This window comes from Bacillus sp. EB106-04-04-XG123 (assembly GCF_058791855.1).
Map to the genome: position 1 here is coordinate 976,277 of NZ_JBYTDZ010000002.1, position 20,552 is coordinate 996,828.

The window sequence follows — 20,552 nt, forward strand, 5'->3', positions numbered from 1 at the left end:
GTATCAAGATGGTCACTCTGATGATTCCCTCGTAGAAAGCAATTCAAGGATTCTTTCTAAATCTTCATTGGAGAGAAATTCAATCTCAATTTTCCCTTTTTTCTTCTGTTTCTTGATCGTCACGGAAGTACCAAAGTAGTTCTGTAAGAAAGACTCTCTTTCTTTCAACACTCGATCCTTTGGTGCTTCTTTTTTCTTTGTTTCACGTGGAACATTTTCGTTTAACTGCTGCACAAGTTTCTCAACCTGGCGTACGTTTAATCCCTCATCCACGATTTTCTTTACTAAAGGCGCCAGCTTCTTTTTGTTTTTTAAGCTAAGCAATGTCCGGCCATGTCCCATTGATAACGTTCCATTTGCAATCAGCTTTTGTATGTCATCCGGTAAAGTCAACAGACGGAGATGGTTCGCAATATGCGGTCTGCTTTTCCCTAATCGCTTCGCTAATTCCTCTTGCGTCACACTTAGATGATCCAGCAAGGAAGCATACGCTTCGGCTTCCTCTAGTGGAGATAGATCCTCGCGCTGCAGGTTTTCTAAAAGGGCAATTTCTCTCATCAGCGTTTCTGAAAACTCTCGAACGATCGCAGGAATTGTTGTCAGACCAGCTTGTTGTGCCGCGCGAAAACGGCGCTCTCCTGCTACAATGTCATATCCTTTAATCGATTTACGAACAATGATTGGCTGTAAAACACCGTGCTGCTGAATCGATTCTTTCAGATCAGACAACGCATCATCATCAAACGTTTTCCTTGGCTGATACGGATTCGGGCGCAAATCCTTTAATTTGATTTCTTCAACCGTTTCTTCATTTGAGTCTACGTTGTTAAATAGTGCATTAATACCCTTTCCAAGACCTTTAGCCATTCGCATCCACTTCCTTTGCTAAGTCTAAATAGACATCTGCACCTCTTGAACGTGGATCATACAAGATAATCGGCTTTCCATGACTTGGCGCTTCACTCAGCCTCACATTTCTAGGAATCACGGTTTGATAGACTTTATCTCTAAAGTACTTCTTCACTTCTTCAATAACCTGAATCCCAAGATTTGTTCTGGCATCAAGCATTGTCAGTAAGACACCTTCAATGGCTAAATCGGTATTTAAATGTTTCTGCACGAGACGAACTGTGTTTAACAATTGGCTCAATCCTTCAAGCGCATAATATTCGCACTGAACTGGTATTAAAACGGAATCAGAGGCAGTTAACGCATTAATCGTCAGTAGTCCAAGTGATGGCGGGCAGTCAATAATCATATAATCATAATTCTGCTTAACAGATTCAAGTGCTCTCTTCAGCCTCACTTCACGTGAGATTGTAGGCACAAGCTCTATTTCAGCCCCTGCAAGCTGTATCGTCGCAGGAATGACATCAAGATTTTCGACCTCTGTCGTCTTAATCACATCAAGAACATCTGCATCATCAACTAAAATATCATACACACACTTCTCTACGTCGGCCTTCTCAATCCCAATACCACTCGTGGCATTGCCCTGCGGATCAATATCAACTAACAACACTCGTTTGCCTATGTATGCTAAACACGCACCCAAATTAACAGAAGTTGTCGTCTTCCCGACGCCGCCCTTCTGGTTGGTAATCGCTATGATTTTTCCCACGATGTCACCCACTTTCAACTTAACAAGTTTCTCATTCATTCATACTTCCTATTCTATCAAAAAAAGTATGAAACGTTTGCTTTTTTTGTTTCCCTATTATAAATTCGTCGGTGAATGTGCCTTTTCGTACATAAAAGGATGAATGAAAACACACCCAAAAAGTATATTGATATATCTTTTTCAAGAAATAGACATGCTCAAAACCCTCACTTTCATCAAAAGTGAGGGTCACATGTCAAAAGTTTAATTCACCTATTTTACGGCCTTCACTCACAATGACCTTAGGAGTTACTGTTTTATAGCTTTTCTTTTTTAAAAATCCGTAGGGTGTCTTAATGGTAAAGTTCGCATGTCCCAATGCGTCCCCTGTTTTGCCATAGGCCTGCCACACAATCTTTGAACAATAAGTCGGATCCAGTGATTGAATGGACATGGTGATCGAGTAGCGAGCCTTCGGATGACCTTTCACATAATCGTGTGCCCATTCTCCTGCTAAATCTGCCTTTTCCTCTTGATTAATCCGAATTACCTTTGTATTGGCACTATAGCGAAACCAGTTATGAATGGAATCTAGTTGCGGATGCTGCCGTAACCCTGGAATAGAAGCATAGCTTTTCTCATTAATGACGATACCTGCATGTCCAACCAACCCCTTCACAGCATCAGTGGTTGTCACCAAAATATCTCCTTTTTTAGGGATAATATCGGTACCAGGATACGGCTTTCCTAAAAGGAGCTTGAGGGTGTGCGGCTTCTCATCCGTCACCAGCTCATCCTGCTTATTTTGTCGTAATCCATAGTTCTTCAAATCATCGTCAGCTGTAATCAAGTCGATCGAATCGTCGGAAGACACATAGTCTTGATTGAATTGCTGTACAGTCACATCTTGAGAAACAGCACCTTGCTCCTTCAGAACGTTCAATTCTTCGTTGGTCATCAAACTTTCATCCGCATGATGAGCCGTTGACGATTTCACAGCGTATATTGTCGCTTCATTTGAAAAAAGAGAAAAAGAAAATAGTAAATAACAAATAATGGCGAAAGTAGTCTTCTTCATTTTCATCAAGTAGTTGTCACCTCCTTTACACTTCTAAAATCATATTTTACCAATTTATAAATATAATGTATATTGAATGTGTGCTAGAAATAAGACAAAAAAAGCTGACGAGTGGCGCTCATCAGCTTTTTTCTATTTAGGGATTCGAATTGTTAATTGGATATATTCCTCAAACTCTTCTTCCTCGGTATTTATCTTAAGTCCGCTGTCTTCCACCATGTGGAGAGACTGACGAATGGTATTCATCGCAATTCGTGTATCACGACTAAACGCCTTACGTTTTGGCTTCGGTTTGCGATCTGTTTTTTGTTCAAGCATCTTCACTACACGCTCTTCAGTCTGTTTCACATTCAACTGCTTTTCGATGATTTCCTGCAATAGCGCGATTTGTAATTCTGGAAGCTTTAGTGGCACAAGTGAACGTGCATGCCTTTCAGAGATTTTTTTCTCTAAAATGGCTTGTTGTACCTCTTCAGGCAACTTTAAAAGTCTTAATTTGTTTGCAACAGTTGATTGTCCCTTGCCTAAACGCTGAGCAAGCGCCTCTTGTGTTAAATCATGGAGCTCTAAAAGACGTGCATAAGCATGAGCCTCCTCAATAGCAGACAGCTCTTCTCTTTGCAAATTTTCAATCAATGCCACAGATGCCGTTTCCGTATCAGTAAAATCTTTTATAATAGCGGGGATTTTCTCCCATTGAAGAGTCTGTACCGCTCTCCAACGTCTTTCGCCGGCGATCAGTTCATATTTTCCTTCTTCTTCTGTTGGTCTAACAACAATCGGTTGGATAATGCCATGGGTATGAATCGTCGTGGCCAGCTCTTGTATCTTTTCTTCTGAAAAAATGGTGCGTGGCTGAAAACGGTTTGGCATAATTGTGTCGACCGGGAGCTCCTGTATCTCTTCCTTTAATGTATCATGCTCAGCAATCTCTGCCTCTATTTCGGTTTCACGCTCAGGATGTTCTTTGTCACCAAGCCCGAAGAAGCGTGAGAGTGAATGCTTCATGAACCTACACCACCTTTAAAAACTACCTTTTTATAATTCTATTTTCTCATGTTTTTTCCTTCTGTAAAATCATAAATATTGAAGAAAAACCGACCTTTTACATGATCAACCTTCTATTGGTGATTTATTAGGTGTTCCTGGTTTTCTAGGATATTTTTTTGGTGTTTGCTTTTTCTTTTCAATGACAATGATGTTCCGTTCGCTTTCTTCTAAAGGCAGAACAAAGGAATGCTTCTCAACAACCTCTCCTCCGAGGACTGTGACGGCTTTTTTCCCTGCTTGCATTTCTTCGTCAGCGGCAGATGCTTTTAAGGCAACAAACAATCCTTCCTTTTTCACTAGAGGCAGACAAAGTTCGCTCAAGACAGATAAACGTGCAACTGCTCTAGCAGTGACAAGATCATAGCTTTCACGCTTTTCCTTACGTTGTCCAAACGTTTCCGCACGATCATGATAAAAAGTAGTATCTTGTAAGTTTAATCCTTTTGCTAACTCATTGAGAAACGTAATTCGTTTCTGAAGAGAATCAACAATGGTCACATGTAGATGAGGGAAACAAATTTTAAGAGGAATGCTTGGAAAACCAGCACCAGCTCCAATATCACAAATCGTCGTCACTTTGTGAAAATCAATAAAAAATGCTGCTGATATTGAATCATAAAAATGCTTTAAATACACTTCTTCCTTTTCAGTAATGGACGTTAAATTCATTTTCTCGTTCCATTCTACAAGCATGCGGAAGTAGGTTTCAAATTGTTCAAGCTGCACAGGAGAAAGAGTGATCCCTTTCTCCTCTAGTGCCGCTGTAAATTGTTCAATGTTCATGCCGACATCCTTTCTATTCTGCTATCTTCGCAATACGCCCCTGCTCTAAATATACTAAAAGGATAGAAATATCAGCAGGGTTAACGCCTGAAATACGAGAAGCCTGTGCAACAGAAAGCGGTCGGACTTCTTTCAGCTTTTGTTTCGCTTCAGTTGCAATTCCTTTGATGGCGTCATAATCAATTCGATCAGGAATCTTTTTGTTCTCCATCTTTTTCAGTTTTTCAACTTGCTGGAGTGACTTTTCAATATAACCTTCGTATTTAATTTGAATCTCTACCTGCTCACACACATCAGAAGGAAGCGGTGTTGCAGCAGGAGCTAATTTCACAACAGATTCATAGTTCATTTCTGGACGCTTCATCAAATCGCTTGCACGAATACCGTCCTTCAGCTCACTTCCACCGAGTGAACGAATAAATTCTTGAGTCTCTGCTGTTGGTTTAATGATGACAGAATATAAACGTTTTTTCTCTGCTTCGATGGCTTCTTTTTTCTGCTGGAATGACTGGAATCTTTCTTCAGAAATTAATCCAATTTGATACCCAAGTTCAGTTAATCTTAAATCAGCATTGTCATGACGTAGAAGTAGACGATACTCAGCACGTGATGTCAAGAGACGGTACGGTTCATTTGTTCCTTTTGTGACAAGGTCATCGATGAGAACACCGATATATGCATCAGATCGGCTTAAAATGACTTCTTCTTTACCTAATGCTTTTCTTCCTGCATTAATACCTGCCATAATCCCTTGACCTGCTGCTTCCTCATAACCGGACGTACCATTAATTTGGCCGGCTGTATATAATCCAGAAATTTTCTTCGTCTCAAGTGTAGGCCACAATTGAGTAGGTACAATCGCATCATACTCGATGGCATAACCCGCTCTCATCATTTGTACATTCTCGAGTCCTGGGATGGTTGAAAGCATGCGCTGCTGTACATCCTCAGGAAGACTTGTAGACAATCCTTGAACATAAACTTCCTGTGTATTACGACCTTCTGGCTCTAAGAAAATTTGATGTCTCGGTTTATCATTGAAACGCACCACTTTATCTTCGATGGACGGGCAGTATCTAGGGCCAGTTCCTTTAATCATACCTGAATACATTGGAGAACGGTGTAGATTCTCATCAATTATTTGATGAGTCTCTAAACTCGTGTATGTTAGCCAGCATGGCAGCTGGTCAGTAATATATTCAACCGTTTCATAGGAGAATGCCCGCGGGACATCATCACCTGGTTGAATTTCTGTTTTACTATAGTCAATCGAGTGACTATTCACTCGAGGAGGTGTTCCTGTTTTAAAACGAACCAAATCAAATCCTAGTTCTGCTAAATGATCCGATAATTTAATAGAAGGCTGCTGGTTATTTGGACCGCTTGAATACGAAAGGTCTCCTAAAATAATGCGGCCTTTCAAGAAAGTCCCTGTTGTTAATACAACAGACTTCGCACGATAGTTCGCCCCTGTTTGAGTAACAACACCTTTACATTCATCATCTTCTACAATTAAATGATCTACCATACCTTGCAGCATTGTCAGGTTTGGTTCATTTTCCATTGTTTTTTTCATTTCATGCTGATATTGGAACTTATCTGCTTGCGCTCTTAACGCACGGACAGCAGGTCCTTTCCCCGTATTCAGCATGCGCATTTGAATATGCGTCTTATCTATATTTCGTGCCATTTCTCCGCCTAGAGCATCAATTTCTCTGACGACAATCCCTTTTGCGGGGCCGCCTACGGACGGATTACATGGCATAAAAGCAACCATATCGAGGTTGATAGTCAATACAAGTGTTTTGGCGCCCTGTCTTGCAGATGCAAGAGCAGCCTCAACTCCAGCATGACCGGCACCCACGACGATTACGTCATAATTGCCAGCTTCATAACCCATTTCTTATGTTCCTCCCTTTACTTTCCTAAACAGAATTGAGAGAATAACTGATCAATCAAGCTTTCATGAACAGCATCCCCAATAATTTCACCCAACTGTTCCCAGCAGCGTGTTAAATCTATTTGAACTATGTCGATCGGTACGTCCATTTCAATTCCTTCAAGAGCATCCTCAATTGATTGTTTTGCTGCCTGAAGGAGCGCAATATGCCTTGTGTTACTTACATACGTTAAATCTCCACTTTCAATTGAACCCGTGAAGAATAGTGATTGAATCGCAATTTCAAGCTCATCAATCCCCTTTTCTTGTAATAATGATGTCGTAACCACCGGACGATCCTTCGCTAACTGCTTGACCTTTTCGATATCAAGCTTAGGCTCAAGATCTGTCTTATTCACGATCACGATGATATCCATGCCTGAGACGGCCTCAAATAGTTTGATATCCTCTTCTGACAATTCCTCGCTATAATTGAGCACAAGTAAAATCAGGTCAGCTTCTTTTAAGACCTGTCTAGATCGTTCAACCCCTATACGCTCAACAATGTCCTCCGTCTCACGTATACCCGCAGTATCGACTAAACGAAGCGGTACACCTCTAACATTTACATATTCCTCAATGACATCTCTCGTTGTTCCAGGAATATCCGTTACAATCGCTTTTGTTTCCTGTACAAGACTATTCAACAAGGAAGACTTCCCAACATTCGGTCTTCCAATAATGACAGTGGATAAGCCCTCGCGAAGTATTTTCCCCTGCTGAGACGTCGTTAGCAGTGACTCAATTTCCTTTTTCACTGATGTTGCCTTTTCAACTAAGACCCGATGCGTCATTTCTTCAACATCGTCATACTCAGGATAGTCAATATTGACTTCAACATGGGCCAGAGTTTCCAATATCTCGCCGCGAAGTCGTTTAATCAAACCGGAGAGGCGTCCCTCCATTTGAGTAATCGCTACATTCATCGCACGATCTGTCTTTGCGCGAATCAAATCCATTACCGCTTCAGCCTGTGAAAGATCAATTCTTCCATTTAAGAAAGCTCGTTTTGTAAACTCACCAGGCTCTGCTAATCTTGCTCCTTCTCTTAAAGCAAGCTGCAATACTTTATTGACCGTTACAATTCCGCCATGGCAGTTAATCTCAATAACGTCTTCTCTCGTAAATGTTTTTGGCGCTCTTAATACTGACACCATGACCTCTTCTATTACTTGCTCAGTGCTAGAATCCACAATATGACCATAATGAATCGTATGAGAATCCACCGATATAAGTTTTTTCTCCTTAGGACCTTTATACATCCGATCAGCAATCTGTACCGCATCAGGCCCGCTTAAACGAATAATCGCAATTGCTCCTTCACCCATAGGCGTAGAAATTGCTGCAATTGTATCCATCACTCATTCACCTCTTTCTCTACTGAATAAACAGTCTGTTATCTATTAAATGGACATTGTCCATCTCTATATCAAAAACGCTTAATCCAAAATTTAAAGATACCATAAATGAAAGCGAAGTGAAAGTATCCCATATCTAATTATCCACAGCTTTGCATCTTATCTATTTTAACACTTAACTTATCCACATGTGAATAACGACGTTTGAAACTTGTCTTCACATCTTACACCTAAATCCAATAAATTTAAACGCCCTGACCCCTTTACTTACTTGTTAAAATGGCGTTTTACACTCATATCTCACACTTAATTTTTAGAAATAAAGGATGAATCATCTATAAAAAGCAATTTTTCAATAAAAAAAGACTAAAATCCAGCTTTGCTGAATCTTAGCCTTTCTGCTATTTTTTATACAACACCACAACATGACGCTTGCTGCCTGTATCTTCAGATGCCGTTGCAAGTTCTTTAGAGAATGCAGCAATCGCATCATGAACAATTTTTCGTTCATTCGAAGGCATTGGTTCTAAATGAACCTTTCTCTTCGTTTTTAAAACCCGATTTGCTGTTTTGACGGCATATTGTTCAAGTGCTTCTTGTCGTTTCTTCCTATAATCGCCAATATCAATTGTTATATGATGATATTGATCAGAATAACGATTAAACACTAGCTGTACCAGAGTTTCTAAAGAGTACAATGTTTGGCCTCTTTTTCCAATCATTAATGACGTTTTATCTCCATCAATGTGGAAAGAAATCTTTTTCGGTTCCTGTTTGGAAATAATCTTTGCTTTAGGATCAATAGACTTAACAATTTTATCTAAATACTGTGTAGCTAATTTAAGTGCATTTATCTTTTCTACTAACTTGACCACAGCTTGTCTTTTACCAAATAATCCTAAAAACCCTTTATTTCCTTCATCTACTATTGTGATTTCTACTTCTTCTTGTAGTAGCTGAATTTGTTTAAGTCCGGAATCTACTGCTTCTTCGATTGTGCGACCGACAGCAGTTATTTCCTTCATTTTTTATTCCCGCCAGCTTTTTCTTTTGTATCTACTTTTACTTGAGGTGTTTTAATCACCAATGTTTGAATGATCATGAAAATGTTACCTACAACCCAGTACAATGAAAGTGCTGCTGGGAAACTAATTGCAAACACAACGATCATAATCGGCATCACCCATAACATGATAGCCATTTGAGGGTTGTCCGAAGGATTTCCAGCCATCATCAGCTTTTGCTGAATGAAAGTAGCTACACCCGCAATAATCGGTAATAGGAACAATGGATCTGGGCTGCCTAAGTCAAACCATAAGAATGTATGCTTTTTAATTTCTGCTGTTCTCATAATTGCATGATAGAAACCAATAAGGATTGGCATTTGAATTAAAATTGGGAAACAGCCAGCTAACGGATTGACGCCATTTTTTTGAAAAAGGGCCATTGTTTCCTGCTGAAGCTGCTGCTGTGTTTTTTGATCTTTAGAGCTATATTTTTCACGAAGCTTTTTCAATTCAGGCTGTAATGCTTGCATCGCTTTTGTACTTCTTAACTGTTTAATCATTAATGGTAAAATAAGCAAGCGAATTAGCAGTGTCACAATAATAATCGCTACACCATAGTTTTCACCAGTTAAGTTTGCCATGTACGTGATTAATTGAGATAGCGGGTAAACAATATAAGAATTCCAGAATCCCTTACTATCTGATGTAATTGGTTCATTGATCTGTGTACATCCTGCCAATAAAACCAATACGCCAATCAAGCTAAATATTAGTAATAATCGCCTTTTCAACAAGATTCCTCCCATTACTTCAAACTTTATTTAAGTTGGAATTGATTAAGAAAGTGACTCACCTAATCAGTATGGTAACATTTTTTCTTTGCAAAGTGGTGGTTACATTTTAATTCACTAGATGAAGGAAGCGCTTTTAAAAATTGATTCAACGAAAGTTTCTATTACGAAGACTTTTTCGGTTGTTGTTGATAAACAGCGGATTTTCTAAATAAATGTTGGAGAGATTTCTTTGTTTCTTCAAAGGTCAATTCACTCGCTGGTTTTCGTGCAATGACTATGTAGTCTTTTTCTTGCTTTAACTTATGACCTTCCTCTAAAAACACCTGACGGATCAGTCGTTTAATTCGGTTTCTTATCACTGCATTACCAATCTTCTTACTGACAGACAATCCTAAACGCAGTTCATCTTGATTTGGCTGATCCAGCTGGTAAATAACGAATTGGCGATTTGCCATTGATTGACCTTTTTTGAACACCTTTTGAAACTCTTCATTTTTTTTTAGCCTGTTTCGCTTCTTCATGTTTTCTTCCACTCCGATAAAAACTGACAGTTCATTTACGATTTTATGTAAAAAAGACCACTGACATTATTCAGTGGCCTAAGCTGATAATTTTTTTCTACCTTTGCTGCGGCGTCGCTTTAAAACTAGACGTCCGTTTTTAGTACTCATACGGCTGCGGAAGCCATGAACTTTACTACGCTTACGGTTATTTGGTTGAAACGTTCTTTTCATTTATGACACCTCCCTGAGGAATAGCTGTTTAAGACAGTCTAACTCATTATATTTGTGTAACCCATCGATTGTCAATATCAATGATAAAACTCTTATTATCAACCTTATAAGCATAACATAAGTTATCAAACGAAGAAACCTTCTTTTTTAGTTTCCAGCATTTTATTCTTTTTTTCCTCCTAAAAGACCTTCAAAACATGGATGTGGATATTTTTCCGGCATATTTAGACTATCCACACCCATTATCGACATTTTTTTCACACAAATAACCGATGTGGATAATTATTTTTCAACAGGATGTAAAGTGTGTGGATAAGTTTGTGACACCCATTGCACCATCTTGTTTATTTTGATATTATATTTGTGTTTTAACTCTTAATTACTTATCTGGCCCATTTATATTATCCACAATTTGTGGATAACCTGTGGAAAGTTATTACACAGCCTGTTGAATTGTTTATCCACAGCTTGTGTAATTTGTCGAAAAGACGTTTTTCTACTATATTAATTGTTTTCAACAATGTATGTACACGAATGGTGATGACCATTTGCTCTTTTTCGTGTTCTATAACAGTTTGATACTGGTCATTTTAAAAAGAAAAGGAGGGGGGAGAGGCCTTATGGAAAATATTTTGGATCTGTGGAATAAAGCACTTCAAAAAATAGAGACAAAATTGAGCAAACCCAGTTTTGAGACATGGATGAAATCGACAAAAGCCCATTCTCTTCAGGGAGATACGCTTACAATTACGGCACCAAATGAATTTGCTAGAGATTGGCTCGAGTCAAGATATCTTCACTTAATTGCTGATACCATCTATGAACTAACAGGTGAAGAGCTCAGCATTAAATTTATTATTCCTCAAAATCAGGACGAAGAGGAAGCCATGCCAAAATCTCCAATCAAAAAAATGTCTAAAGAAGAGCCTGTTGACATTCCACAAAATATGCTGAATCCAAAATATACATTTGATACTTTTGTTATTGGTTCAGGCAACCGTTTTGCTCATGCCGCTTCACTTGCAGTCGCGGAAGCACCAGCAAAAGCATATAACCCGCTTTTTATTTATGGGGGCGTTGGTTTAGGAAAGACTCACTTGATGCATGCGATTGGTCATTATGTGATCGACCATAATCCATCAGCCAAAGTGGTCTATCTATCATCTGAAAAATTTACTAATGAATTTATCAACTCAATCCGAGATAACAAAGCTGTCGACTTCCGTAACCGTTATCGGAATGTAGACGTGCTTTTGATAGATGATATTCAATTTTTAGCAGGAAAAGAACAAACTCAAGAAGAGTTTTTCCATACATTCAACACACTTCACGAAGAAAGTAAGCAAATCGTCATTTCTAGTGATCGGCCTCCGAAAGAAATTCCGACACTTGAAGACAGATTGCGCTCTCGATTTGAATGGGGCTTAATTACAGACATTACCCCGCCAGATCTAGAAACACGTATCGCAATTCTGCGCAAAAAAGCAAAAGCAGAAGGCTTAGATATTCCAAATGAAGTCATGCTTTATATTGCCAATCAAATCGACAGCAATATTCGTGAGCTGGAGGGTGCTTTGATTCGTGTCGTTGCTTACTCATCTTTAATTAATAAAGACATTAATGCAGATCTAGCAGCTGAGGCACTAAAGGACATCATTCCATCATCGAAGCCAAAGGTCATTACAATTAAAGATATTCAAAGAATCGTAGGGCAGCAATTTAATATTCGATTAGAGGATTTCAAAGCGAAGAAACGTACGAAGTCAGTTGCTTATCCAAGACAAATTGCCATGTACCTCTCTAGAGAAATGACCGATTCCTCTCTGCCTAAAATCGGAGAAGAATTCGGCGGTCGTGATCATACGACTGTCATTCATGCTCATGAGAAGATTTCGAAATTAATCGTTGAAGATGAACAGCTTCAGCAGCATGTCAAAGAGATCAAAGAACAATTAAAATAACCAAGCTGATATAATGAGTACGGGAAAATGTGAATAACTAGAGCATAGTCATACACAGTCTGTCCACATGTGGATAGGCTGTATTTCCTTTCTTTTTCTCGACTTATCCACATATTCACAAGCCCTACTATTACTTCTACGATTTTTATTAATAAAATATATATACATGTCATTAAGAAAATTTAGGAGGACCACTATGAAATTCACGATTCAAAAAGATCGTCTTGTCCAAAGTGTCCAAGATGTATTAAAGGCCGTATCCTCTAGAACAACGATTCCTATTTTGACAGGGATTAAAATTGTTGCGTCTGATGAAGGAGTTTCTCTAACAGGAAGCGATTCTGATATCTCAATTGAATCTTTCATTCCTCAAAGAGATGGAGATTTAGAGGTTATCACCATTGATCGTCCGGGAAGTATTGTGCTTCAAGCCCGTTTCTTTAGTGAAATTGTAAAGAAACTGCCTATGGCTACTGTCGAAATTGAAGTAGAACAAAATCATCTGACCATCATCCGCTCTGGTTCAGCAGAATTTAACTTAAACGGCTTAGATGCTGAAGAATATCCGCATCTTCCACAAATTGAAGAGCATCATGCATTTCAAATTCCGACAGATCTGCTTAAAAACTTGATTCGTCAAACTGTTTTTGCAGTGTCCACCTCAGAAACACGACCTATCTTGACAGGTGTAAACTGGAAAGTTGAAAAAGGTGAATTAATATGCACGGCGACGGATAGCCACCGTCTTGCTTTAAGAAAAGCGAAGTTAGATATTAACGAGGAAAGTTCGTATAATGTCGTCATTCCAGGGAAGAGTTTAACAGAGCTAAGTAAAATTCTTGATGATGGACAAGATCTTGTGAGCATCGTCATTACAGAAACTCAAGTTCTTTTTAAAGCACAAAACGTCCTGTTCTTCTCGAGATTGCTGGATGGTAATTATCCAGATACAGCTCGTCTGATCCCGCAAGAAAGTAAAACGGATGTCGTGGTCAACACGAAAGAGTTCCTTCAAGCTATTGATCGTGCATCACTTTTGGCAAGAGAAGGACGTAATAATGTCGTGAAACTGTCGGCTGATCCTGAACAAAGCCTTGAAATCTCTTCTAATTCACCTGAGATCGGTAAAGTGGTGGAGACGGTTCAAGCAGATGATATTAAAGGGGAAGATCTTAAAATCTCCTTCAGTCCAAAATATATGCTGGATGCGTTAAAAGTATTAGAGGGAACCGATATTCATGTAAGCTTCACTGGTGCAATGAGACCGTTCCTCCTGCGTACGCCGAATGATGATTCTATCCTGCAATTGATTCTTCCGGTAAGAACGTATTAATTCAATCTAAAATGGCTGCTGTGTGAGTGCACAGCAGCTTTTCTTCTCGTTTTCCATGCTTTCTTTCATCCCAGTTCGCTTTCCCCCTTTCCTTCTTGTCTTGTTTTTTAGTACAATTAGATATTAGTGATATTGAAAGAGGTCGATACAATGCCTAATCTTATAACCATTGAAACAGAAATGATTACATTAGGGCAGTTTTTGAAATTAGCCGAAGTCATCCAATCTGGCGGAATGGCGAAATGGTTTTTAAGTGAACATGAGGTGTTCATTAATCAAGAGCCAGATAATAGACGGGGACGCAAACTATACCCAGGAGATGTTGTCGAGATAGAAGGTTACGGCACATTTCAAGTTGTGAATTAGAAACGGGTGACAATACATGTACATTCAAAGTCTGGCGTTAACTTCATACCGAAATTATGAACACACCGAGCTTCAATTCGACAATAAGGTGAATGTCATGATCGGTGAGAATGCCCAAGGTAAAACGAACTTGATGGAAGCGATCTATGTATTGTCGATGGCAAAGTCTCATCGTACGTCAAATGATAAAGAACTTATCCGATGGGACCAAGACTATGCTAAAATAGAAGGTAGAGTCATTAAAAAAAATGGTCCACTCCCAATGCAGCTCGTGATCTCAAAAAAAGGGAAAAAGGGTAAGGTCAATCACATTGAACAACAGAAGCTCAGTCATTATGTTGGTGCGTTAAACACCATCATGTTTGCGCCAGAGGACTTAAGTCTTGTGAAGGGCAGCCCGCAAATCCGCAGAAGATTCCTCGACATGGAGATTGGACAAGTTTCTGCTGTCTACTTGCATGATTTATCGCTCTATCAAAAAATCCTCTCTCAGCGTAATCATTACTTGAAACAATTGCAGACAAGAAAGCAAACGGATCAAGCGATGCTGGAGATTTTAACAGAGCAGTTGATTGATGCGGCAGCGAAAGTTGTCAAAAGACGACTGACTTTTACGAAACAGCTCGAAAAATGGGCGCAGCCGCTGCATTTTGGGATTTCTAGAGAGCTAGAAACACTCACGCTCCAATACCAGACGGCAATAGAGGTATCAGAAGCGTCAGACTTGTCGAAAATAAAGAATAGCTATGAAGAATCGTTTCAGAAACTAAGAGAGAGAGAAATAGACCGAGGGGTGACACTGTGGGGACCTCACAGAGATGACCTGCTTTTCTTTGTAAATGGTCGGGATGTTCAGACATATGGCTCTCAAGGGCAGCAAAGAACAACAGCTCTTTCACTAAAGCTGGCAGAAATTGATCTGATACATGAAGAAATCGGAGAATATCCTATTCTTCTACTTGATGATGTGTTATCTGAACTTGATGATTACAGACAGTCTCATTTGCTCCATACCATTCAAGGACGTGTCCAGACCTTCGTCACCACAACAAGTGTTGAAGGTATCGATCACGCCACCCTGAAAGAAGCGGAAATTTTCAGAGTAGCCAGTGGAAAAGTAATTGACTGATAAATGAGGTGTGAGTCTTGTATATTCATTTAGGTGATGATTGTGTTGTTTCTACACGAGAGATTGTCGCAATTGTTGATTACAAAATGAGGTCGTCTTCTGTTGTAGAAGAGTTTCTACAAAAACAAGAGAAACAGATCATTTCGTTATCCCAAGGGACACCCAAATCCATTGTCGTCACAACTGAATCTGTTTATTACTCTCCTCTTTCCTCAAGCACGCTCAAAAAACGTGCTTCGTTTGTGATTGAAATTGAAGTCTAAAAGCTCAATTCATATAAATATATCGTTTAAGAAAAGTGTAGGTGAATGTACGTGGCAATGGAACAGCAACATAATAGTTATGATGAAAATCAGATACAGGTGCTTGAAGGACTAGAAGCTGTTAGAAAACGTCCAGGAATGTACATTGGGTCAACCAATGCAAAAGGACTTCACCATCTTGTATGGGAAATTGTCGACAACAGTATTGATGAGGCATTAGCTGGTTATTGTACAGACATTACAGTGCAAATTGAAAAAGATAACAGCATTACAGTAAAAGATAATGGCCGCGGGATTCCTGTTGGGATTCATGAGAAAATGGGGCGTCCTGCCGTAGAGGTCATTATGACTGTTCTTCACGCTGGTGGTAAATTCGACGGCAGCGGTTATAAAGTATCAGGCGGTCTGCATGGTGTAGGGGCATCTGTTGTAAATGCATTATCTACTACCTTAGACGTGACTGTATACCGTGACGGAAAAATTCATTATCAGCAGTTCAAACGCGGCGTTCCAGTGGGAGATTTAGAGGTTATTGGTGAAACAGATGTAACCGGGACAACCACTCACTTTGTGCCAGACCCAGAAATTTTCAATGAAACCATTGAATTTGATTACGATACACTTGCCAACCGTGTTCGTGAGTTGGCTTTCTTAACAAAAGGTGTAAACATCATCATTGAAGACTTGCGTGAAGGCAAAGAGCGGAGAAATGAATACTGCTACGAAGGCGGTATTAAGAGTTATGTAGAACATTTAAACCGCTCAAAAGAAGTTGTTCACGAAGAACCTGTTTATATCGAAGGTGAGAAAGACGGAATCACGGTTGAAGTGGCATTACAATACAACGATTCCTATACAAGCAATATCTATTCCTTCGCCAACAATATCAATACGTATGAAGGCGGAACACACGAAGCTGGCTTTAAAACCGGTCTAACGCGTGTCATCAATGATTATGCTCGTAAAAATGGCGTATTCAAAGATGGGGATGCGAATTTGAGCGGTGAAGATGTGCGAGAAGGCTTAACAGCCATTATCTCCATCAAACATCCAGACCCTCAATTCGAAGGACAAACGAAGACGAAGCTTGGGAACTCAGAAGCGAGAACCATCACTGACTCCCTTTTCTCAGAAGCACTAGAGAAATTCTTGCTTGAAAATCCTGATTCTGCGAAAAAAATTGTGGAAAAGGGACTGATGGCGGCTCGTGCAAGAATGGCGGCCAAAAAGGCTCGTGAGCTGACAAGACGTAAAAGTGCGCTGGAAGTCTCCAGCTTACCTGGGAAACTGGCAGACTGTTCTTCTAAAGATCCATCCATCTCTGAGCTCTATATTGTAGAGGGAGATTCTGCGGGCGGATCTGCTAAGCAAGGCCGTGATCGTCACTTCCAAGCGATTTTACCGTTAAGAGGGAAAATCCTAAATGTAGAAAAAGCTCGTCTAGATAAAATTTTATCGAACAACGAGGTTCGCTCAATGATTACAGCGTTAGGAACTGGAATCGGAGAAGACTTTACTTTAGAGAAAGCACGCTATCACAAAATTGTGATCATGACAGATGCCGATGTGGATGGTGCACATATTCGAACGCTGCTCTTAACATTCTTCTATCGCTACATGCGTGAAATTATTGAAAACGGTTATGTGTATATTGCGCAGCCGCCTTTATATAAAGTGCAGCAAGGAAAACGTGTGGAGTACGTGTATAACGATAAACAGCTGGATGAGCTGTTAAAATCACTTCCTCAAACACCAAAGCCTGGACTTCAGCGTTATAAAGGTCTTGGAGAAATGAATGCTGCTCAGCTTTGGGAAACAACAATGGACCCTGATGCGAGAACACTTCTTCAAGTCACACTTGAGGATGCGATCGATGCTGATGAGACATTTGAAATGCTGATGGGAGATAAAGTAGAGCCGAGACGAAACTTTATCGAAGAAAATGCACAATACGTGAAAAACCTTGATATTTAGATAGATCCCTCCTGAGAACAACCTTATTTCTTGTTTGGAATAAGGTTGTTTTTCAAGAAATAGGGGCGTGTAACGAATGTCCTGGTTTTCCGTGTTTTCGTTGATTTTCTAGTAAATAAATGTGTATAAAGCCGAGATTATTGATATAATGGAGAATAGTCTTGTGAAGATAAATACATATTTTACTCCCACATAATTTATTTCATGTGATACGTAAAGGGAGGTTCTTATAGTGAGTGAACAACATACACCAAATGTACGCGAAGTAAATATTAGTCAAGAAATGCGTACGTCCTTTTTAGATTATGCAATGAGTGTTATTGTTTCGCGTGCATTACCAGATGTGCGAGATGGATTGAAGCCCGTGCATCGAAGAATTTTGTATGCGATGAATGACCTAGGTATGACAAGTGATAAACCATTTAAGAAATCTGCACGTATCGTTGGGGAAGTTATCGGTAAGTACCACCCTCACGGTGACAGCGCTGTATACGAAGCGATGGTTCGGATGGCGCAAGATTTCAACTATCGTAATATGCTGGTTGAAGGTCATGGAAACTTTGGTTCTGTCGATGGAGACGGTGCAGCGGCAATGCGTTATACTGAGGCGCGTCTATCTAAAATTTCAATGGAAATCCTACGTGATATCACCAAGGATACGATTGATTATCAAGATAACTACGATGGCAGTGAAAGAGAACCAATTGTCATGCCAGCTCGATTCCCGAACTTATTAGTCAACGGGGCAACAGGTATCGCTGTAGGGATGGCCACCAACATTCCCCCTCACCAGCTAGGTGAAGTGATTGATGGGGTACTGGCGATTAGTCAAAACCCAGAAATGACAACACAGGAACTAATGGAGATCATTCCAGGGCCAGATTTCCCAACCGCGGGACAAATCATAGGCCGAAGCGGAATTCGCAAAGCATATGAAACAGGCCGGGGCTCTATTACATTACGTGCAAATTCTATTATCGAAGAAACATCCAGCGGTAAGCAGCGGATTGTCATCAATGAAATTCCATATCAGGTCAACAAAGCCCGTTTGATCGAAAAAATCGCTGATCTTGTGCGCGATAAAAAGATTGATGGCATTACAGATCTGCGTGACGAGTCTGATCGTAATGGAATGCGGATTGTGATTGAACTGCGAAGAGACGCGAACGCCCACGTTCTATTAAACAATCTTTATAAACAAACGACACTCCAAACGTCATTTGGGATCAACTTATTGGCACTAGTTGATGGACAGCCGAAAGTCTTGTCCCTCAAACAATGTCTTGAATATTATCTAGAGCATCAAAAAGTGATCATTCGCAGAAGAACAGCATATGAACTTCGTAAAGCTGAAGCAAGAGCTCATATTCTAGAAGGTTTGAGAATCGCTCTTGACCACTTAGACGAAGTCATTGCATTAATTAGAAGCTCTCAAACTGCTGAAATTGCGAGAAATGGCTTAATGGAGAACTATAGCTTGTCCGAAAAACAAGCACAGGCCATTCTTGATATGCGTCTTCAGCGTTTAACTGGTTTGGAAAGAGAAAAGATAGAAGAAGAATACAAAGGACTTGTTGATTTGATTGCTGAGTTGAAAGCCATTTTAGCAGACAATGAGAAAGTTCTTGAAATCATTAGAGAAGAATTAACAGAAATCAAAGAACGTTTCAATGATACGCGCCGTACTGAAATTGTGACGGCAGGAATTGAAACAATTGAAGACGAAGATTTGATCCCTGTTGAGAATATTGTGATTACGCTGACTCATAATGGTTATATCAAGCGTCTGCCTGCATCAACATACCGCAGCCAAAAAAGAGGCGGTAAAGGTGTTCAGGGCATGGGAACCAATGAGGATGATTTCGTAGAACAGCTGATTTCAACATCTACCCATGATACGATCCTCTTCTTCTCTAATAAAGGGAAGGTCTATCGTGCGAAGGGATATGAAATTCCTGAATTCGGACGAACGGCGAAAGGGATTCCGATTATTAACCTGCTTGAAGTAGAAAAGGGAGAGTGGATTAATGCCATTATTCCAGTAAGCGAATTTGATGAAGATTCGTATCTCTTCTTTACAACAAGACACGGCGTATCAAAACGAACATCATTATCTCAGTTTGCCAACATTCGAAACAATGGACTTATCGCATTAAGTCTTCGTGACGAAGATGAACTGATGGCTGTCCGTTTAACCAATGGAGAAAAACAAATCATCATTGGTACGAAAAAAGGTATGCTGATTCGTTTTGACGAGACAGACGTTCGTGAAATGGGACGTACGGCGGCTGGCGTGAAAGGAATTACGCTTTCAGAGGATGACATCGTCGTTGGGATGGAAATCCTTGAGCCAGATGCAAACGTATTGATCGTAACCGAAAAAGGATATGGTAAGTTAACACCTGAAAAAGAATACCGTGTTCAAAGCCGGGGCGGTAAAGGTCTTAAAACATGTAAAATCACTGATAACAATGGTCCGCTTGTCGCAGTGAAGGCAACAAATGCTGAAGCTGAAGAGGACTTGATGATTATTACAGGAAGCGGCGTGATCATTCGTATGGCCGTTTCAGACATTTCAACAACAGGTCGAGTCACTCAAGGTGTCCGCCTGATTCGTCTTGGTGATGATGAACATGTCGCTACAGTGGCATTAGTTGAACAATCACAAGAAGATGATGAAGAGAATAGTGAAGAAAACGTAGAAACTATAGAGTCAGATCAAGAGCAATCTGAGTAAAAATAAAGCCGGTTCTTCACCGGCTTTATTTTTTTCTAAAAAAACATGAGTTTTTTTGAAATTTATAATGCTTTTTTCATAGATATGTGTTAATCTTTCAAAGGAGCAAAAAGAGGCTCTATTTTTTATCTCTTCTACAGTGGAAACTTCTTAAAAAAATAAAATGTTTTTTAAGAAAAATGTTGACTCTTGATAGAGATATATGATATATTTAAGTGGTCGCTTTGAGAGAGTGACACACAAGTTCTTTGAAAACTAAACAAGACAAAACGTACCTGTTAATTCGAGTTTTTATAAAAAAATCCTATGATACTTCATAGGTAGTCAGTCAAACGCTGACGAAAAACAAAACTTCGGTTTTGTACTTTTTCGGAGAGTTTGATCCTGGCTCAGGACGAACGCTGGCGGCGTGCCTAATACATGCAAGTCGAGCGGACAGAAGGGAG

The 20,552-nt window shown here is 39.8% G+C and carries 18 protein-coding genes and 1 rRNA gene; 8 read left to right on the forward strand and 11 right to left on the reverse strand.

Annotation, left to right across the window (positions count from 1 at the left end):
• Nucleotides 1-12 precede the first annotated feature (12 nt).
• The 11 genes from AC3WTB_RS10315 to rpmH all read right to left on the reverse strand — a co-directional run bounded on the left by AC3WTB_RS10315 (nucleotide 13) and on the right by rpmH (nucleotide 10,343).
• A complete protein-coding gene (locus AC3WTB_RS10315) occupies nucleotides 13-867 on the reverse strand; it encodes a ParB/RepB/Spo0J family partition protein (RefSeq protein WP_024424064.1) in 855 nt (284 codons plus the stop codon).
• On the reverse strand, nucleotides 860-1,621 hold the full coding sequence (gene soj, locus AC3WTB_RS10320) for a sporulation initiation inhibitor protein Soj (RefSeq protein ID WP_008360890.1): 762 nt from the start codon (nucleotides 1,619-1,621) through the stop codon (nucleotides 860-862). Before soj ends, AC3WTB_RS10315 begins: the two co-directional genes overlap by 8 nt.
• Nucleotides 1,622-1,856: 235 nt before the next feature.
• The gene (locus AC3WTB_RS10325) at nucleotides 1,857-2,684 is read right to left on the reverse strand and encodes an orthopoxovirus pf05708 family protein (protein ID WP_144491821.1); all 828 of its coding nucleotides are present in this window, start codon (nucleotides 2,682-2,684) and stop codon (nucleotides 1,857-1,859) included.
• 126 nt (nucleotides 2,685-2,810) lie between these two features.
• The gene (gene noc / locus AC3WTB_RS10330) at nucleotides 2,811-3,686 is read right to left on the reverse strand and encodes a nucleoid occlusion protein (protein ID WP_039182930.1); all 876 of its coding nucleotides are present in this window, start codon (nucleotides 3,684-3,686) and stop codon (nucleotides 2,811-2,813) included.
• Between the two features lie 105 nt (nucleotides 3,687-3,791).
• The gene (gene rsmG, locus AC3WTB_RS10335) at nucleotides 3,792-4,511 is read right to left on the reverse strand and encodes a 16S rRNA (guanine(527)-N(7))-methyltransferase RsmG (protein ID WP_024424068.1); all 720 of its coding nucleotides are present in this window, start codon (nucleotides 4,509-4,511) and stop codon (nucleotides 3,792-3,794) included.
• Between the two features lie 13 nt (nucleotides 4,512-4,524).
• Complete coding sequence (gene mnmG / locus AC3WTB_RS10340) at nucleotides 4,525-6,411, reverse strand: tRNA uridine-5-carboxymethylaminomethyl(34) synthesis enzyme MnmG (protein ID WP_058837882.1); 1,887 nt, start codon at nucleotides 6,409-6,411, stop codon at nucleotides 4,525-4,527.
• Nucleotides 6,412-6,428: 17 nt separating this feature from the next.
• Complete coding sequence (mnmE, locus tag AC3WTB_RS10345) at nucleotides 6,429-7,808, reverse strand: tRNA uridine-5-carboxymethylaminomethyl(34) synthesis GTPase MnmE (protein WP_039182936.1); 1,380 nt, start codon at nucleotides 7,806-7,808, stop codon at nucleotides 6,429-6,431.
• Between the two features lie 401 nt (nucleotides 7,809-8,209).
• On the reverse strand, nucleotides 8,210-8,833 hold the full coding sequence (jag, locus tag AC3WTB_RS10350; protein WP_039182938.1) for an RNA-binding cell elongation regulator Jag/EloR: 624 nt from the start codon (nucleotides 8,831-8,833) through the stop codon (nucleotides 8,210-8,212).
• Entirely contained in the window at nucleotides 8,830-9,612 is a 783-nt protein-coding gene (gene spoIIIJ, locus AC3WTB_RS10355) for a YidC family membrane integrase SpoIIIJ (RefSeq protein WP_087976621.1), read from the reverse strand. The genes jag and spoIIIJ overlap by 4 nt, the downstream gene beginning before the upstream one ends.
• A gap of 158 nt (nucleotides 9,613-9,770) precedes the next feature.
• Nucleotides 9,771-10,130 carry a ribonuclease P protein component gene (gene rnpA / locus AC3WTB_RS10360; protein WP_008360906.1) on the reverse strand — a complete coding sequence of 120 codons (360 nt, stop codon included), beginning with the start codon at nucleotides 10,128-10,130 and terminating at the stop codon, nucleotides 9,771-9,773.
• 78 nt (nucleotides 10,131-10,208) lie between these two features.
• Nucleotides 10,209-10,343 (reverse strand): 50S ribosomal protein L34, encoded by a 135-nt coding sequence (rpmH, locus tag AC3WTB_RS10365; protein WP_073208224.1) that lies wholly within the window; start codon nucleotides 10,341-10,343, stop codon nucleotides 10,209-10,211.
• Nucleotides 10,344-10,963: 620 nt separating this feature from the next.
• Between rpmH and dnaA the strand changes: the two genes are divergently transcribed.
• The 8 genes from dnaA to AC3WTB_RS10405 form a co-directional block, all read left to right on the forward strand.
• Nucleotides 10,964-12,304 (forward strand): chromosomal replication initiator protein DnaA, encoded by a 1,341-nt coding sequence (dnaA, locus tag AC3WTB_RS10370; RefSeq protein WP_024424073.1) that lies wholly within the window; start codon nucleotides 10,964-10,966, stop codon nucleotides 12,302-12,304.
• Between the two features lie 196 nt (nucleotides 12,305-12,500).
• Nucleotides 12,501-13,637 (forward strand): DNA polymerase III subunit beta, encoded by a 1,137-nt coding sequence (gene dnaN, locus AC3WTB_RS10375; RefSeq protein ID WP_039175825.1) that lies wholly within the window; start codon nucleotides 12,501-12,503, stop codon nucleotides 13,635-13,637.
• Between the two features lie 150 nt (nucleotides 13,638-13,787).
• Nucleotides 13,788-14,003: a S4 domain-containing protein YaaA gene (gene yaaA / locus AC3WTB_RS10380; protein ID WP_008360916.1), complete on the forward strand. Its 216-nt coding sequence runs from the start codon at nucleotides 13,788-13,790 to the stop codon at nucleotides 14,001-14,003.
• Between the two features lie 16 nt (nucleotides 14,004-14,019).
• The gene (recF, locus tag AC3WTB_RS10385; protein WP_024424075.1) at nucleotides 14,020-15,132 is read left to right on the forward strand and encodes a DNA replication/repair protein RecF; all 1,113 of its coding nucleotides are present in this window, start codon (nucleotides 14,020-14,022) and stop codon (nucleotides 15,130-15,132) included.
• Between the two features lie 17 nt (nucleotides 15,133-15,149).
• Nucleotides 15,150-15,395: an extracellular matrix regulator RemB gene (gene remB / locus AC3WTB_RS10390; protein ID WP_039175827.1), complete on the forward strand. Its 246-nt coding sequence runs from the start codon at nucleotides 15,150-15,152 to the stop codon at nucleotides 15,393-15,395.
• A 57-nt stretch (nucleotides 15,396-15,452) separates the two neighbouring features.
• Entirely contained in the window at nucleotides 15,453-17,369 is a 1,917-nt protein-coding gene (gyrB, locus tag AC3WTB_RS10395) for a DNA topoisomerase (ATP-hydrolyzing) subunit B (RefSeq protein ID WP_039182941.1), read from the forward strand.
• Between the two features lie 232 nt (nucleotides 17,370-17,601).
• Nucleotides 17,602-20,106: a DNA gyrase subunit A gene (gene gyrA / locus AC3WTB_RS10400; RefSeq protein WP_039175829.1), complete on the forward strand. Its 2,505-nt coding sequence runs from the start codon at nucleotides 17,602-17,604 to the stop codon at nucleotides 20,104-20,106.
• Between the two features lie 366 nt (nucleotides 20,107-20,472).
• Nucleotides 20,473-20,552: ribosomal RNA gene (locus AC3WTB_RS10405) — 16S ribosomal RNA — on the forward strand; the annotation flags it as partial.

Bases quoted from the DNA above. Each gene is read 5' to 3' on its own strand.
- jag (WP_039182938.1), bottom strand. From the start codon at position 8,833: ATGAAGGAAATAACTGCTGTCGGTCGCACAATCGAAGAAGCAGTAGAT.
- rpmH (WP_073208224.1), bottom strand. From the start codon at position 10,343: ATGAAAAGAACGTTTCAACCAAATAACCGTAAGCGTAGTAAAGTTCAT.
- mnmG (WP_058837882.1), bottom strand. From the start codon at position 6,411: ATGGGTTATGAAGCTGGCAATTATGACGTAATCGTCGTGGGTGCCGGT.
- recF (WP_024424075.1), top strand. From the start codon at position 14,020: ATGTACATTCAAAGTCTGGCGTTAACTTCATACCGAAATTATGAACAC.
- rnpA (WP_008360906.1), bottom strand. From the start codon at position 10,130: ATGAAGAAGCGAAACAGGCTAAAAAAAAATGAAGAGTTTCAAAAGGTG.
- mnmE (WP_039182936.1), bottom strand. From the start codon at position 7,808: ATGGATACAATTGCAGCAATTTCTACGCCTATGGGTGAAGGAGCAATT.
- noc (WP_039182930.1), bottom strand. From the start codon at position 3,686: ATGAAGCATTCACTCTCACGCTTCTTCGGGCTTGGTGACAAAGAACAT.
- AC3WTB_RS10315 (WP_024424064.1), bottom strand. From the start codon at position 867: ATGGCTAAAGGTCTTGGAAAGGGTATTAATGCACTATTTAACAACGTA.
- gyrB (WP_039182941.1), top strand. From the start codon at position 15,453: ATGGAACAGCAACATAATAGTTATGATGAAAATCAGATACAGGTGCTT.
- AC3WTB_RS10325 (WP_144491821.1), bottom strand. From the start codon at position 2,684: ATGAAAATGAAGAAGACTACTTTCGCCATTATTTGTTATTTACTATTT.
- dnaN (WP_039175825.1), top strand. From the start codon at position 12,501: ATGAAATTCACGATTCAAAAAGATCGTCTTGTCCAAAGTGTCCAAGAT.
- rsmG (WP_024424068.1), bottom strand. From the start codon at position 4,511: ATGAACATTGAACAATTTACAGCGGCACTAGAGGAGAAAGGGATCACT.
- yaaA (WP_008360916.1), top strand. From the start codon at position 13,788: ATGCCTAATCTTATAACCATTGAAACAGAAATGATTACATTAGGGCAG.
- dnaA (WP_024424073.1), top strand. From the start codon at position 10,964: ATGGAAAATATTTTGGATCTGTGGAATAAAGCACTTCAAAAAATAGAG.